Raw genomic sequence first — 13,818 nt, forward strand, 5'->3', positions numbered from 1 at the left:
TTAGTTAATAAAGTATTGGTGTTAATTAATTAACTTACGAAACAGAAAATAGCGTGAAATATAAGCAGAAGAGGAAATAAATCGGGGATAAACCGCTTAGGCAGCGCGGTTATTCTTTATATCGGGAGACGCGACTTAGGTCAAATGAAACTCACGTATCCTTCGCTGCACATTCCATAAAACATCACTTCACGAAGCGTGTTCATTGCCCGCACACAAACTGGTTTACCCTAACGTCTCTAATGACTTGTTTTACTTTCGCGTGGGCAACGGCATGACTAACAAAACACTGTATGAAAAACTGATCGATCAGCATGTGGTTCGTAAGTTAGACGATGAAGGGCATGTGCTGCTCTACATCGATCGCTCGATTCTGAATGAATACACCAGCCCGCAGGCGTTTAGCGGCCTGCGCGATCACCAGCGTCCAGTGCGCAATCCGGGCACCATTCTGCTGAATGTCGATCACGTCAACCCGACGCGACCCGAGCGCGATGAGGCGATGACCGACGCGGGCGGGCAGCTACAAGTCGATTACTTCCGCCAGAACGCCGCGCATTTTGGCATCGAACTGTTTGACGTGCTTGATCCGCGCCAGGGCATTGAACACGTGGTGGCGCACGAGCAAGGTTTGGTAATGCCCGGCATGGTAATTGCCGCTGGCGACAGTCATACCACCACTTATGGCGCGTTTGGCGCACTCGGTTTTGGCATCGGCACCTCGGAAATCGAGCATCTGCTGGCGACGCAAACCCTGATTTATCGCACGCTGAAAACCATGCTGGTGACGGTGAGCGGCGAGCTGCCGTTTGGGTGCTCGGCGAAGGACATCATCATGGCGCTGATCGAACAGATTGGCGCATCGGGCGCGACCGGTTTTGCCATTGAATTTGCCGGTGAAGCCATCGAAGCGCTGAGCATGGAAGGGCGCATGACGCTGTGCAACATGGCGGTGGAAGCCGGTGCGCGCGGTGCGATTATCGCGCCGGATGAAAAAGTGTTTGCCTATATTGCCGGCAAACCGCAAATGCCGACCGGCGAGCTGTGGCAGCAGGCCATTGCGGAGTGGCGCGATTTGCGTAGCGATGCGGACGCGCGCTTTGACAGCCGCATCGCCATCGATTGCAGCGATCTTGAACCGAAAGTGACCTGGGGCATCAGCCCGGATCAAGCCAGCGCCATTACCGGTCGCGTGCCCGATCCGGCGCAGGAAAAAGATGCGGTAAAACAGCAGACGCTGCGCAGCGCGCTGAAATATATGGGGCTTGAGCCCGGCACGCCGTTAGCGGAAATCGCCATCACGCATGCCTTTATTGGTTCCTGCACCAACGGCCGCATTGAGGATCTGCGCGCCGCCGCCGCGATTATCGATGGACACAAAATCGCGCCGCACGTACGCGGCATTATCGTGCCGGGATCGACGCAGGTGCGTCAGCAGGCAGAAGTGGAAGGTTTAGCCGCGATTTTCGTTGACGCCGGTTTCGAATGGCGTCAATCGGGCTGCTCGATGTGCCTGGCGATGAACGAAGATGTGTTAGCGCCCGGCGATCGCTGTGCATCTGGCACCAACCGCAACTTCCCTGGCCGCCAGGGCGCCGGTGCGCGCACGCACTTAATGAGCCCGGCGATGGTCGCCGCCGCCGCGATTGCCGGTCATCTGGTTGATGTCCGCAAATTCATGATTGCAGAGGTTTAATATGGAAGCATTTAACAACCTGACTGGCACGCTCGCGCCGTTACCGGCTGCCAATATGGATACTGATGTGATCATGCCCAAGCAGTTTCTCAAAGGCATCGATCGCCGGGATTTGGATCGCGGCGTGTTCTTCGACCTGCGCTTTTTGCCCGACGGCAGCCCGAATCCCGATTTCATTCTGAATCAGCCGGGCTGGGAAAACGCCGTTTTCTTGCTGGTCGGCGCCAATTTCGGCTGTGGCTCCAGCCGCGAACATGCAGTTTGGGGACTCAATCAGCTCGGCATCCGCGCCATTATCGGCACCAGCTTTGCCGGCATCTTTGACGATAACTGCCAGCGCAATGGTGTGCTGACGCTGACGTTAAGCGAAGAGGATTATCAGCGCCTGTGTGCAGTGGCGAATGATGCCGCTAACAACCGCATTACCGTGTCGCTGGAACAACAGGCGATCCTTTTCAATAATCAACGCATTGCCTTTTCGGTCAGTGCCCTGAAGCGCGAGATGTTATTGGGCGGCGGCAGCGCGGTGGACTGGACGTTGCAATACGAATCCGATATCACCCAGTTTGAAGCGCAGCATTTTGCCCAGCGTCCGTGGCTGAAACGCGATCAAATCGTACAGGATGCCCAAGCATGAGTGAGATAATGCCACGTGGTGATTCCCCCTTTATTAACGGCTTTAGGCTGAGTGATGTGCGTTTGGCGAATGGCGTGACGTTGCGCGTCGCCATCGGCGGCGAAGGCCCGCCATTGCTAATGCTGCACGGGCATCCACAAAATCATCTGGCGTGGCGCAAAATTGCGCCCCAACTGACGCAAAAATATCGCGTGATCCTGCCGGATCTGCGCGGATACGGCGACAGCGACAAGCCGTCGAGTGATGAGGCGCATCGTGCTTACTCGAAACGCGTGATGGCAGACGATATCGGCCTGTTGATCGACGCGTTAGGCCTGGAGCGTGTGGCGTTTGTCGGTCACGATCGCGGCGCACGCGTGGGCCATCGGCTGGCGCTCGATCATCCGGAAAAACTCTCCTGCTGCGTGTTCGTCGATATTGCGCCGACCGCCACCATGTATGCGTTAACCAATAAAGAGTTCGCCACGCGCTATTTCTGGTGGTTCTTCCTGATTCAACCTTATCCCTTACCGGAAACCATGATCGGTCACGATCCGGCATTATTCCTGCGTAAACACATTGATGGGCAATTAAAAACGCCGGGCGCCACCGAAGCGGCAATATTTAACGATTACCTGCGCTGTTATCAAACGAAAGAGATGATTCACGCGGTGTGCGAAGATTATCGCGCTGCGGCGACAATTGATTTAGACGATGATGCGCAGGACAGCGATAAACGCATTGAAGCGCCGCTGCTGCTGTTATGGGGAGAAAAGGGCACGGTTGGCCAATTATATAACGTGGTGGAAACCTGGCAGGATAAAGCGCGCGATATTCAAGGCCACGCATTACCTTGCGGTCATTCACCGCATGAGGAAGTGCCCGACCTGTTTTTAAGCCAGCTTCAGCCCTTCCTGGATTCTGTGTTATAACCGGCTAAATTTCTCTAACGCTGTGATGGTTATGAAGATGCTGCTTGCCGGGAAAAGTTATCAGAAGCCGCTTGAGGGGTGGCCGTCGGTTGAAGATCTGTATGTATTTATCAATGTGGCGCGCTATGAAGGTTTTGGCCGCGCCGCCATTGAACTCGGCCAGTCGCCATCGTATATCAGCAAGCGTATTGCCATCCTTGAAAAGCAATTGGAAACCCGGCTGTTTTTCCGCACCAACCGCGTGATGCGTCTGACGCCAGAAGGTGAAAAGGCGCTGGAAGGCGCGCTGCAAGTGGTGCATGAGATGGATTCCTTCCTCAATAACTTCCAGCAGTGGCGCGGCGAACTGACTGGCGATCTTACCGTGGCTTGTTCATTTGGTTTTGGTCAGGATTATTTGTCCGATGCGATTGCAGAATTTATGACGCGCCATCCGTCACTCAAAATCAAACTGATGCTCAGCGATCGCGATATTGATTTATTGCAATCAGGAACCGATGTGGATATTCGCGTTGGCAATGATGTTAATCATTCCTACATTGCGCGAAAATTAGCCGCCAATCGGCGTATTCTTTGCGCTTCAGCAGATTATTTAGCCCGATCGTGTTCGCTGGAGACGCTGGATGATTTAATCGATCACAGCTGCCTTATTATTAATGAAAATAACAACACGTTTGGCCATTGGACGTTAACCGATGGCGAAAATAAAATCGTCTGTCGTCTGAATAGCCATTACTCATCGAATAGTGGAAAAGTGATTTTGAACTGGGCTTTAAAATCACACGGCATTGCATTGCGCTCGGCCTGGGATGTCGCACCCTATTTAAGCGAAAATAAATTGGTGCAGGTTTTACCGCAATGGTACCAGGAAGCGAATGTTTGGGCGGTTTACACGCAACGCGCTTCTGAATCGCCGCGCATTAAAGTGTTTATTGATTTTCTCGCTGACTATTTTGCAGAAAAAAGCCTGCCGATGATGAAGGGCAGGCTGTAAATTCCAATAAATTAAACATTAGCCATAGGCCACTTTACTGTTGATGTGGTAAAGGGTGGCGGTAGCGGCCATGACGTGCTGACCATCGTGCGCCGGCTCGTGGGATTCCACTTCGGTGATGTGATAACCCACCGCACCGGCGGCAACGGCTTTCTGCACAAAGGCGTCATTCAGCTCTTCCATTGAGGTCGCCCAGCTTACCGAAGTAAATCCTACCGGATGAATTGATGAAAGTTCGCGATGAGTTAAATCAGCGCGAATTAAAACGGGTTTAACAGATTGCGGTGTGAAAATAGATATTACGTCATTAATTAATTGTTTCATGGCGATACTCCTCGCAAATAGTCGCTGAACCCATGGCCGCAGCTACGAATCTTTCAATTGTTGATAATGCGCTTAAACCCTAAATGTTCACGACAGGTGATCATTGCCGGTGAAGTTAATAAACACCTTTTCAGGTTAAGCGTTTTAGCTTTAATTGCTAATTAGATGTTAAGAAAGATTCAGCCACAACTCATTCAAACTTACGCGACTATTTTTGCATCTGGTTACATTTGGCGGAAAAAATAAGGTCGCCATGAATGGCGACCCTACGGTTATTTCACGGGATTTTGTAGGTGCGCCATTCATGGCGACCGACTAAAACTCGCGCTGCCCGCCCAGCTCGATGACCCGATTCGGCGGGATATTAAATTGCTCATGTGCGCGCTGTGCATTGCGCTGGCAGAAATGAAAAATACCGCCTTTAACCCGCATCAAACCTTTTCTCTTCTTCATCACCAGCGTGTCGTGCGAGGTGAAGAACGAGGCTTCATTGACGGTACAACCCAATCCTTCCAGCCCGCACAGATGCAGGATCTCCGCCATCGAAGGCGTCTCGCGCCAGCCGTAAGCGGCAGTTACTTGCCAGAACGACGGCGACAACTGGGTGATGCTCAGGCGCTTCTGGTTGTAGACGCGCGGGATATCGGTGGTGCGGATATGCAGCAGCACCACGCGCTTATGCAGCACGCGGTTGTGTTTGAGGTTGTGCAGCAGTGCCTGCGGAATCTCATGCTCTTTACGTGAGAGGAAGATGGCGGTGCCAGGCACACGGCTTGGCGGGTTGGTTTCCAGCGATCGCACCAGCGCCTGCAAGCTTTCAGGATCGTTATTCAGTTTGCGGATCAGGCGATTACGCTCGCTGCTCCAAATCAGCATCAATCCCATCATGCTCAGCGCCAGCAGTACCGGCACCCAACCGCCGGAGAGCAGCTTCATCAGGTTGGCGCTGAACAGCGGCACATCAATGCTTAACATACACAGCAGGAAAACCAGCGCCACCGGCAGCGGCCACTTCCAGTTACGCAGCGCTACCACACCCGCCAGACAAGCGGTAATCACCATGGTACCGGTCACCACAATGCCGTACGCGGAAGAGAGCGCCGAAGATTGACGGAATGCCAGCACAATCACCGTTACTGCCACAAACAGCAGCCAGTTCACCACCGGAATATAGATCTGACCGGACTCAGTATGCGAGGTGAATATGACGCGCATCGGCGGCAGGAATCCCTGACGAATCGCCTGATGCGTCAGCGTATAGACGCCGCTAATCACCGACTGCGCCGCAATCACCGTCGCCAGTGTAGACAGCACAATCAGCGGAATTTGTCCCCAGCCCGGCGCGAGATTAAAGAACGGGTTATTGATGGCTTGCGCATCGGCAATCACCAGCGCGCCCTGACCAAAGTAGTTGAGCACTAGCGCGGGCATGGCGATAACCAGCCAGGCCATGCGAATCGGTGCTTTGCCCAGATGTCCCATATCGGCGTACAGCGCTTCCGCACCGGTCACCGCCAGCACCACCATGCCAAGCGCGGCAAACGACAACGCTTTATGGCTAAGCAGGAACGTCAGCGCATAGGAAGGATTCAGTGCATACAGCACCTCAGGATTGAGCAGGATGCCGCGAATACCTAACAGGGCAATCGACACGAACCAGACAAACATCACCGGCCCAAACACTTTACTGACCTTTTCGGTACCGTGTTTTTGAATGATGAACAGCAGCGTGAGGATCGCCACCGCTAGCGGCACCACATATTTATCCAGCTCAGGCGACACCACTTCGATACCTTCAATTGCCGAAAGCACCGAAATCGCCGGGGTGATTACGCCATCGCCGTAAAAGAACGCGCCACCAATTAAGCCTGCTAACACAATAATATGTGACGCTTTGGGTCCGACATGCTGGCGCGCCAGCGACATTAGCGTTAACACGCCGCCTTCGCCATCATGATCGGCGCGCATCACGAAGCAGACATATTTCAGCGTCACAATCAGCGTCAGCGCCCAGAAAATCAGCGACAAAAATCCCATCACTGCGGTGGTGGAGATCGCGCCGTTAGGCAAAATGGAGAGACACTCTTTGAGGGTATACAGCGGGCTAGTACCGATATCCCCAAACACGATCCCTGCGGCCGCCAGCATGCCAGCAGGCAAGGATTGTTTTTCACTCTGACTCATAGATTTCCTGTGGTTTATCAGGGTTGAAGCTAATGAGGGCGAACATACCTGTTTGCGACCGATGCGAACAGTGGCAGGCGAATTTACGTACAGCATTTTTACGCCAATGACCGATATTTTTACACCATTTTTATATGGCGCTTATTTTATGAACTGAGCCTAGCTGATTAACGTGGGAAGTCGCGGAAGGATGGATGTTGTCAGTTAAGCGGAAAATCGGTCGCCATGAATGGCGACCCTACGGTGGTTTGGCGGGTGTGCATTGATGCGCACCGGCATACATAGGCTTAATTAAACCGTAAATTACCAGCCTTTAATAATATCGCCTTTGTAAATCTCGTTAGCTTTATCCAGCACTTCCTGCGACTGGAAAGCTTGTTTCAACTTCTGCACGTTAGCGCTGTCTTTATTGTCTTCACGCGCCACAATCGCATTCACGTAAGGCGAAGCTTTGCCTTCCATAAACATGCCGTCACGCGAGGCGGAGAGATTAACCAGCGCGGCGAAGTTGTTGTTGATGATCGAAATATACACCTGCGGATCGTCCAGCGTACGCGCCAGCTGCGGCGTATCGACTTCAACAATTTTCAGCTTCTTCGGATTATCGGTGATATCCAGCGTGGTTGGCAGCAGGCCCGCTTCCGGTTTCACTTTAATTAAACCCTGCGCCTGCAATAAAAGCAGGCTGCGGCCAAGGGTGGTGGCTTCGTTGGAGATGGTCACGGTCGCGCCATCCGGCAACTCTTTCAGCGATTTAATCTTGCGCGAGTAACCGGCAATCGGGAACACAAAGGTGTTGGTGACCACGGCAAAGTGGTAGCCGCGCTCTTTGGATTGCATCTCCAGATAAGGCAGGCTCTGGAAGGCGTTGGCATCGACATCTTTGTTGAACAGCGCTTCATTCGGCTGCACGTAATCATTAAAGGCTACCACATCGACATCCAGCTGATATTTGTCGTGCGCAACCTGCTTCACGGTATCCCATAGCACCTGATCAGGTCCGGTGTTAATGGCCACTTTGATGTGATTTTCATCGTCTTTATTACAGCCACTCAGCAGCGCCACGGAAGCAGCCAGCAGAGTCGTGAGTAAAATTTTCTTCATTGCGCAGATCCCCTCTTAACGTAGGGAACGGACTATAATGGATGTTTAGACGTCTGTACATCCATATGCGGCGCGTTTGCTCACTATTCGTTCAGGCGTTCAAGCAGGCAACATATTTCTCACCCGACTGCATTACGATTTGCTGCGCATCAGCGAGAATTTCACGTTGCTCGAATGCGCCATAAAGCCGCGCAAATTTCAGCGCCGCCAGACGACGTGTAATATCTCTTACCGAAGTGACTGATAACGGGAGCATATTCGGATAGCTCCACATAAATGACACCGCATTAGCGCCCGGCGTAACTTGCACAATATCGCCGCTCAGCAACACGCCACCCTCCTGCGCCCAATACAACACGCAGCCGCCGGCAAAATGTCCACCAAGACGAATCAGCTTCACATTCGGCACAATTTCCAGCTCATCATGTTGCCAAAGCCTAATATGCGGGCTTTCGCGCACAATCCATTCACTGTCGTTGGCGTGCAGATAAATTGGCGCATCGAACGCTGCCGCCCAATCCTGCATGGTGCTGTAGTAGTGCGGATGCGAAATAGCAATGGCGTGAACACCGCCGAGCGCGGAGACAATCGCCTTAGTGGCTTCATCGAAATTAGCGATGCAATCCCACAGAATATTGCCGTGCGGCGTTTGCAGCAGAAACGCGCGTTGATTAATGGCGAAGCTGGGCACGGTTTGCAGGCTAAATAAGTTGGCAGCATGTTGCTGCCATTTATTGCAGTGCGTGGATTGCAAGCTATTCAGTGAAATCCATTTTTGCCCGCTGGCCGGCACAAATTGCCGTTCGTCTTCACAGATTTTGCAGTGTTCGATTTTACTCTGCTGTTCATCGTACGATGTGCCGCATGCCGTGCAGATTTTGATCATCATGAATTCCTCTCGTCTATTTGAGATTCATTCTAGAAGCCGAAATCAGAACATGCGCAGATCACCATCGATTGTATTAAGGGCGTTGCACCTCATTTGGGGTGGAAGAGGAAAGGGTGAAATTTCCCGTAGGGTTGCCATTTATGGTGACCAGGTGCGCATGAATGCGCACCCTACGAAATCGAGCTGTGAAGTTATAGTTGCGGCTGCAACTGATAAATCCACGCCGTGATCAGCTCGCCATTGCTGGTGGTAACATCCACTTTCACCCGATCGTAGCCATCTTCGAACTCATCCAGCATCGGCCAATGTGGCTCGAGCTTGTCAGACACAAACAGATAACCCGGTACGCGCGGGCCATTGTCCTGCAACACAATGCCGGGGAAATCCGCCGCTGCGCCCCAGCCGCGTGCATAGAAGGTGCCGCGAACCGATCCCGCCAGCCATTCTCCGCCGATATTTTCCAGAATATGCGCATTTGATTGGCCTGGCTGCAGCGTGCCGTAAACAAATAAACGTTTCATTTTCCCTCATAAAATCAAGCAAAAGGGTGACTTTACCTATTGGCGATGACGATGTCATCAATCGCCCAATATGCGATGTGCGATGCCTTAAAAGTGGCTATTCTGAAGGACCCGCGATGAGAGGTAAAAGATCAATGTTGAATAGTTCGAGCATTTCTCGCTGCAATATAAAAAGCTACCCGCAATCCGCTCAGTTCGATGGCAAAAGGTTTAACAATAAGATCCCACGCCAGCAGTTAGGATTGACTGAATTCGCCAAACTATTCTGGGATTTTGCCTTTAATAAACCGAAAAATACCGCACCTGAAGCTGCACTGCCGTTAAAAAAACTCGACGCACAGCAGCTTGCCGCGGCGGCGGATAACAGCGTATTTCGTCTGGGTCATTCGTCATTGCTGTTTAAAATGCAGGGCAAATATTGGCTAACCGATCCGGTATTTACCCAGCGCGCCTCGCCGTTTAAATGGTTTGGTCCCAAACGCTTCCAGCCTGCACCAATTGCGCTTGAAGATTTACCGCCGATCGAAGGGATCATCCTTTCGCATGATCATTACGATCATCTGGATTATCACACCATTTTGCAGCTCAAAGATCGTGTGCGCTATTTCCTCACACCGCTTGGCGTGGGCGATTTGCTAGTATCCTGGGGTGTTGCGCAGGAAAAAATTACCCAGCTGGATTGGTGGGAATCAAAGAGTATCGGCGGGATTCATTTTGTTGCGACGCCATCGCAGCACTTCTCTGGCCGTGGAATTTTCGATAGCAATAAACGTTTGTGGTGCTCATGGAGCCTTATCAGCGATGATTTCCGCCTGTTTTTTGGCGGTGATTCCGGTTATTTCGACGGTTTCAAACAGATCGGCAATAAATTCGGCCCATTCGATATGGCCTTTCTGGAAAACGGTGCGTATGACCGTCGCTGGGCGGATATTCATATGTTGCCGCAAGACACCATCAAAGCCTTTATCGATCTCAACGCGAAATGGCTGTTCCCGATTCACAATGCCGCTTTCGATTTAGCATTCCATCAATGGAACGATCCGCTTAATCAAATCATGGCGCTGGCGCAGGAACAGCAAATTAACCTGTCGATGCCGCAGATCGGGCAGGGCGTGCAGTTTTTAAAGCCGCAGCAAGAGAAACAGTGGTGGTAAAAAGAGGCCCGATTGCCAGGCAATTGGGTTATCCGGTTATTTCGTCATACAGGTTGCGCAGTCGCGTACGCAGAAATAAAACCGCTTTGTGCTTGCGCGATAATAACGTCTGCACGCTGCTGCCGCTCTCTTCAGCCAGCTCGTTATAGCTGTAGCCGAGCAGTTCGGTTTTCTCGAACACCTCACGCTGTGCGTCCGGTAATTCGGCTAACGCCTCCTCCAGTTCTTCCCACAATAACGTTTTGAGATATTCATCTTCCGGCGTTTGCGGCACGCCAAATAAGGTTTCAGCCAGCTCATCTTCCGGGAAATCATTCTCTTCACTGCCGCCGAAAAAATCGGCCAGCGGCCGCTCACGCTTTTTTCGTGCCCGATCGGTCATCTCATTGCGTGCCGCCCGGAACAGCCAGGCGGCGACATTCTCCACCGGCTGCTCCACCTGCATCAGCTTATAAGTGACTTCCTGCAAGATATCGTCGGCATCTTCACGCACTGCGGTTCGTCCGCGAATAAATGCATTTAGCTTGGTGCGACAGGCGGTGATTGCCGACATCAGCAGGGAATTCTGCGGCATCTCGATTACTCGGCGTCGCTGGATTTAGGCGGGTTATTCTCCGGCTGTGGGCGCGCTTCGCCTCGCTCATCACGACGACCATGCCAGTCGCAACGATCGCGGTGGCCACGATGACCAAAGCGATTGCGGCGATGCTGCATAAATTCTTCGCGCTGTTCCGGCGTCATTTGCATCCAGCGCTCGTGCATGCGGCGGCGCGCCATGCCGAACATGCCCGGACGGAATCCCAAACCGCCAAACAAGATGCGGCACAACGCCAGCAAGCCCAGCGCCTGCCAGAAACCGATGCTTTTCACGCCGATGATGCCCGGCAGCAACGCATTCCACAGCGACATCACCAACAAGCCCAGTGCGGCGATAATCACCGCGCCCATCAGCAGCGGTTTCGCCAGGCGATGCCCACCAAAATGATCCCGATGACCGTGTCTGTGCATATCAAAATCTCTCATTGTTTTTTCCTCATTAGATTAACGGATAAGTGCGGGTGATGAGGTAGACGAATGAGAGGTGAGAATATTGCTAAAAAATTTGAAAAGCGAAATAGGCCGCCGGATGGCAGCCTCGAATTGCGGGCTATTTGCTAAGGAATCAACGTTTTGCTTTATCCCTCCGTGGTCTGATTACAATATCGGCGATTTGCGTGTCTTCCGGGCTGTCAACGATAAAGCGTACGGCGCGTGCCACTGAAGTCGCGTCGAGATACTCCTGCGGATTGATCGGCGCATGGTTGCCCGCGCGGGCACGCGAGGCTTGGTTCATCGGCGTATCGGTTGGGCCAGGCGCGACTGTCGCGACCCGCACGCCATGTTCGCTCTCTTCGCTACGCAGCGCATGCGCCAGCGCGGTGAGAGCAAATTTCGAGGCGGAGTAAATGACGTGTCCTGCTAACGCCAGCGTTCCCGAACCGGAATTGATAAATACCACTTTACCCTGCGAGGCGCGCAGGGCTGGCAAGGCTAAACGCGTGAGTTCAGCCGGCGCGATGACGTTAATATTCAGGTGCTGTTGCCACAGTTCTGGCGTGGCGGAGAAGGTGGTGCTGAGTATCGAGATCGCCGCTGAATGCACCAGCGCGTCAATCCGTTCCAGCGTGGCGATGAACGCGGCCACGGCGGCAAAATCTGTGATATCCAGCGCAACCGGAATGACATTGGTGACCTGTTCCAACGCCTGCAAAGTTTGCTGATTGCGACCAATGGCGTAAACCTGATGATCGGCCGCCAATAACTTCACGGTTTCCAGGCCAATGCCGCTGTTGCCGCCGGTGACAATCGCCACCGGTAATGCTGATGCTGTCATAGGTTCCTCTCCTGTTGATGATTTCAAGCTAAGGAAAAGGACAGCCGCAGGCAAATGCCTAAACTGACTATGTTTACCTGGTGCGCATGAATGCGCACACGTTGTAGGAGTGCCATTCATGGCGACCATCATCGGTATTTGCAAGGCGTCTACATCTTCGCCAATCCACCAAACGTCTGCTTACCGTTATAGAACGTCGCCATTACCGGCGCGATGTGCGCAACGGCTTCCGCAGAGCAACTTGCTTTAACCAGCATCATGGTGGCGTGATCCTGTGCTTTCGGCCATTGCTGTTCGCCGTGGCTATTCAGCGGCAACACTTCGTTAGTAGCGATACCTAGCGCGCGACTGAGCGAATACTCATCCGGCCCACGATAGAGTTGCGAATAGACGTTGGCTTTTTCCAGCATGCTGCCGCTACCAAACGGCTGCCAGTGATCGGCTATGGTGTCAGTGCCCGACCACACCGGCACGCCCGCGGCGCGCAGCTGCGGCAACGGCATGATCACCCGGCCAATCGGCACGGTAGTAGCGATGCTGAACTGCTGCTCTTTCAGTTCCTCAGTCATTGCCGCCAATTCGTTACCCTGTAACGTACCCAGCGCAAATGCGTGGCTGATGGTCACTTTGCCTTTCAGCTGCGGATTATCGCGCACCGTTTTCAGCATGTAGCGAATCGCTGCTACGCCGTGCGGCTCGGTTTCATGTAAGTGAATATCGATCGGTGCGGCGAAATCGAGCGCGATGCTGAACATGGTATCCAGCGACTTCTCCATCGCGCCGTCGACGTTGGTCGGGTCCAGCCCGCCAACATAGTTCGCGCCCATTTTCATCGCTTCGCGCATCATGCCTTCGACGTTTGAGCGCAGTAATCCGTGCTGCGGGAAGGCGACAATCTCCGCGTGAAAATCGTCGCGATGGTTGGCAATCGCCTGCTGAAGATGTTCCAGACCTTGTAACTTGCTGACCGGATCGATGTTGCAATGGCTGCGTGCGGAACTGCTGCCTTTGGATTGCAGCAAGCCAATCAGTTTCTCGGCACGGATTTCAGAAGTCGGCACCAGTTCGGGCAGGATCTGCTCTTCCTGGTGAATCATATCGATCACGCTATGACGCGGCAGCGGGGCACGCCAGCCTTCGCCGTAGAAGGTTTTATCGAGATGGATGTGCATATCGCGCGTGGCGGGCAGCAGCAGATAACCGGCGGCGTCCCATGCGGGCAGATTAAGTTTAACGCCTGCAGGATGCACGGCGGCGATGTTGCCGGCATTCACCTCGACATCATACAAACCGGTGCGCGTGGCGGTAATCACGTCCTGTTTGCGGATAAAAGCTTCTTCCAGTCGCACATTACGCAGCAGATAGTGCGTGGCATCCACACGGCTGGCATTGGCGGGTTGGCAGGTTGCCGCCGCCTGAGCGCTGCGGCTCATGCCCGCGCTGAGTAAGGTGCCTGCGGCGGTGAGTTTCATGCCGGCGGAAAGAAAATCCCGGCGATTGCCGGGTGATAAGAGGCTCATGAGTCATTCTC

General features: G+C 53.1%; 14 protein-coding genes. 5 read left to right on the top strand and 9 right to left on the bottom strand.

Annotation, left to right across the window (positions count from 1 at the left end):
- The first annotated feature begins 274 nt into the window (after positions 1 to 274).
- From leuC to PanJK_RS00395, 4 genes are read left to right on the top strand one after another with little or no spacing between them, the layout of a single operon-like run.
- A complete protein-coding gene (leuC, locus tag PanJK_RS00380; RefSeq protein WP_265296710.1) occupies positions 275 to 1,696 on the top strand; it encodes a 3-isopropylmalate dehydratase large subunit in 1,422 nt (473 codons plus the stop codon).
- A 1-nt stretch (position 1,697) separates the two neighbouring features.
- Positions 1,698 to 2,333: a 3-isopropylmalate dehydratase small subunit gene (gene leuD / locus PanJK_RS00385; RefSeq protein ID WP_265296711.1), complete on the top strand. Its 636-nt coding sequence runs from the start codon at positions 1,698 to 1,700 to the stop codon at positions 2,331 to 2,333.
- Positions 2,330 to 3,244 carry an alpha/beta fold hydrolase gene (locus tag PanJK_RS00390; protein ID WP_265296712.1) on the top strand — a complete coding sequence of 305 codons (915 nt, stop codon included), beginning with the start codon at positions 2,330 to 2,332 and terminating at the stop codon, positions 3,242 to 3,244. The genes leuD and PanJK_RS00390 overlap by 4 nt, the downstream gene beginning before the upstream one ends.
- Before the next feature lie 31 nt (positions 3,245 to 3,275).
- The gene (locus PanJK_RS00395; RefSeq protein WP_265296713.1) at positions 3,276 to 4,238 is read left to right on the top strand and encodes a LysR substrate-binding domain-containing protein; all 963 of its coding nucleotides are present in this window, start codon (positions 3,276 to 3,278) and stop codon (positions 4,236 to 4,238) included.
- An 18-nt stretch (positions 4,239 to 4,256) separates the two neighbouring features.
- On the opposite strand, the gene PanJK_RS00400 is transcribed toward PanJK_RS00395, so the two are convergent.
- The 5 genes from PanJK_RS00400 to PanJK_RS00420 form a co-directional block, all read right to left on the bottom strand.
- Positions 4,257 to 4,562, bottom strand: a complete 306-nt coding sequence (locus tag PanJK_RS00400) for a DUF1471 domain-containing protein (protein ID WP_256698678.1) — start codon at positions 4,560 to 4,562, stop codon at positions 4,257 to 4,259.
- Positions 4,563 to 4,877: 315 nt separating this feature from the next.
- Positions 4,878 to 6,746: a low affinity potassium transporter Kup gene (gene kup / locus PanJK_RS00405; RefSeq protein WP_256699420.1), complete on the bottom strand. Its 1,869-nt coding sequence runs from the start codon at positions 6,744 to 6,746 to the stop codon at positions 4,878 to 4,880.
- 303 nt (positions 6,747 to 7,049) lie between these two features.
- The gene (locus tag PanJK_RS00410; RefSeq protein WP_256698680.1) at positions 7,050 to 7,850 is read right to left on the bottom strand and encodes a MetQ/NlpA family ABC transporter substrate-binding protein; all 801 of its coding nucleotides are present in this window, start codon (positions 7,848 to 7,850) and stop codon (positions 7,050 to 7,052) included.
- A 91-nt stretch (positions 7,851 to 7,941) separates the two neighbouring features.
- Positions 7,942 to 8,736, bottom strand: a complete 795-nt coding sequence (locus tag PanJK_RS00415) for an MBL fold metallo-hydrolase (RefSeq protein ID WP_265297377.1) — start codon at positions 8,734 to 8,736, stop codon at positions 7,942 to 7,944.
- Positions 8,737 to 8,930: 194 nt separating this feature from the next.
- A complete protein-coding gene (locus tag PanJK_RS00420; RefSeq protein WP_265296715.1) occupies positions 8,931 to 9,260 on the bottom strand; it encodes a gamma-glutamylcyclotransferase family protein in 330 nt (109 codons plus the stop codon).
- 242 nt (positions 9,261 to 9,502) lie between these two features.
- Between PanJK_RS00420 and PanJK_RS00425 the strand changes: the two genes are divergently transcribed.
- Positions 9,503 to 10,414 (top strand): MBL fold metallo-hydrolase, encoded by a 912-nt coding sequence (locus tag PanJK_RS00425; RefSeq protein ID WP_265296716.1) that lies wholly within the window; start codon positions 9,503 to 9,505, stop codon positions 10,412 to 10,414.
- A gap of 28 nt (positions 10,415 to 10,442) precedes the next feature.
- On the opposite strand, the gene PanJK_RS00430 is transcribed toward PanJK_RS00425, so the two are convergent.
- The 4 genes from PanJK_RS00430 to PanJK_RS00445 form a co-directional block, all read right to left on the bottom strand.
- Positions 10,443 to 10,988, bottom strand: coding sequence for an RNA polymerase sigma factor (locus PanJK_RS00430; RefSeq protein ID WP_265296717.1), 546 nt, complete (start codon positions 10,986 to 10,988; stop codon positions 10,443 to 10,445).
- Positions 10,989 to 10,993: 5 nt separating this feature from the next.
- Positions 10,994 to 11,437, bottom strand: coding sequence for a hypothetical protein (locus PanJK_RS00435; protein ID WP_256698684.1), 444 nt, complete (start codon positions 11,435 to 11,437; stop codon positions 10,994 to 10,996).
- Between the two features lie 139 nt (positions 11,438 to 11,576).
- Positions 11,577 to 12,287, bottom strand: a complete 711-nt coding sequence (locus tag PanJK_RS00440; RefSeq protein ID WP_265296718.1) for an SDR family oxidoreductase — start codon at positions 12,285 to 12,287, stop codon at positions 11,577 to 11,579.
- Positions 12,288 to 12,436: 149 nt separating this feature from the next.
- Positions 12,437 to 13,807, bottom strand: coding sequence for an amidohydrolase (locus PanJK_RS00445; RefSeq protein WP_265296719.1), 1,371 nt, complete (start codon positions 13,805 to 13,807; stop codon positions 12,437 to 12,439).
- Positions 13,808 to 13,818: the final 11 nt, after the last annotated feature.

The sequence above is a fragment of the Pantoea sp. JK genome, assembly GCF_026130245.1.
Classification (GTDB): domain Bacteria; phylum Pseudomonadota; class Gammaproteobacteria; order Enterobacterales; family Enterobacteriaceae; genus Pantoea; species Pantoea trifolii.

Excerpts from the sequence above, each read along its gene's own strand:
- PanJK_RS00435 (WP_256698684.1), bottom strand. The coding sequence starts at position 11,437 with ATGAGAGATTTTGATATGCACAGACACGGTCATCGGGATCATTTTGGT.
- PanJK_RS00395 (WP_265296713.1), top strand. The coding sequence starts at position 3,276 with ATGAAGATGCTGCTTGCCGGGAAAAGTTATCAGAAGCCGCTTGAGGGG.
- leuD (WP_265296711.1), top strand. The coding sequence starts at position 1,698 with ATGGAAGCATTTAACAACCTGACTGGCACGCTCGCGCCGTTACCGGCT.
- PanJK_RS00440 (WP_265296718.1), bottom strand. The coding sequence starts at position 12,287 with ATGACAGCATCAGCATTACCGGTGGCGATTGTCACCGGCGGCAACAGC.
- PanJK_RS00390 (WP_265296712.1), top strand. The coding sequence starts at position 2,330 with ATGAGTGAGATAATGCCACGTGGTGATTCCCCCTTTATTAACGGCTTT.
- PanJK_RS00410 (WP_256698680.1), bottom strand. The coding sequence starts at position 7,850 with ATGAAGAAAATTTTACTCACGACTCTGCTGGCTGCTTCCGTGGCGCTG.
- kup (WP_256699420.1), bottom strand. The coding sequence starts at position 6,746 with ATGAGTCAGAGTGAAAAACAATCCTTGCCTGCTGGCATGCTGGCGGCC.
- PanJK_RS00445 (WP_265296719.1), bottom strand. The coding sequence starts at position 13,807 with ATGAGCCTCTTATCACCCGGCAATCGCCGGGATTTTCTTTCCGCCGGC.
- PanJK_RS00415 (WP_265297377.1), bottom strand. The coding sequence starts at position 8,736 with ATGATCAAAATCTGCACGGCATGCGGCACATCGTACGATGAACAGCAG.
- leuC (WP_265296710.1), top strand. The coding sequence starts at position 275 with ATGACTAACAAAACACTGTATGAAAAACTGATCGATCAGCATGTGGTT.
- PanJK_RS00430 (WP_265296717.1), bottom strand. The coding sequence starts at position 10,988 with ATGCCGCAGAATTCCCTGCTGATGTCGGCAATCACCGCCTGTCGCACC.
- PanJK_RS00400 (WP_256698678.1), bottom strand. The coding sequence starts at position 4,562 with ATGAAACAATTAATTAATGACGTAATATCTATTTTCACACCGCAATCT.
- PanJK_RS00420 (WP_265296715.1), bottom strand. The coding sequence starts at position 9,260 with ATGAAACGTTTATTTGTTTACGGCACGCTGCAGCCAGGCCAATCAAAT.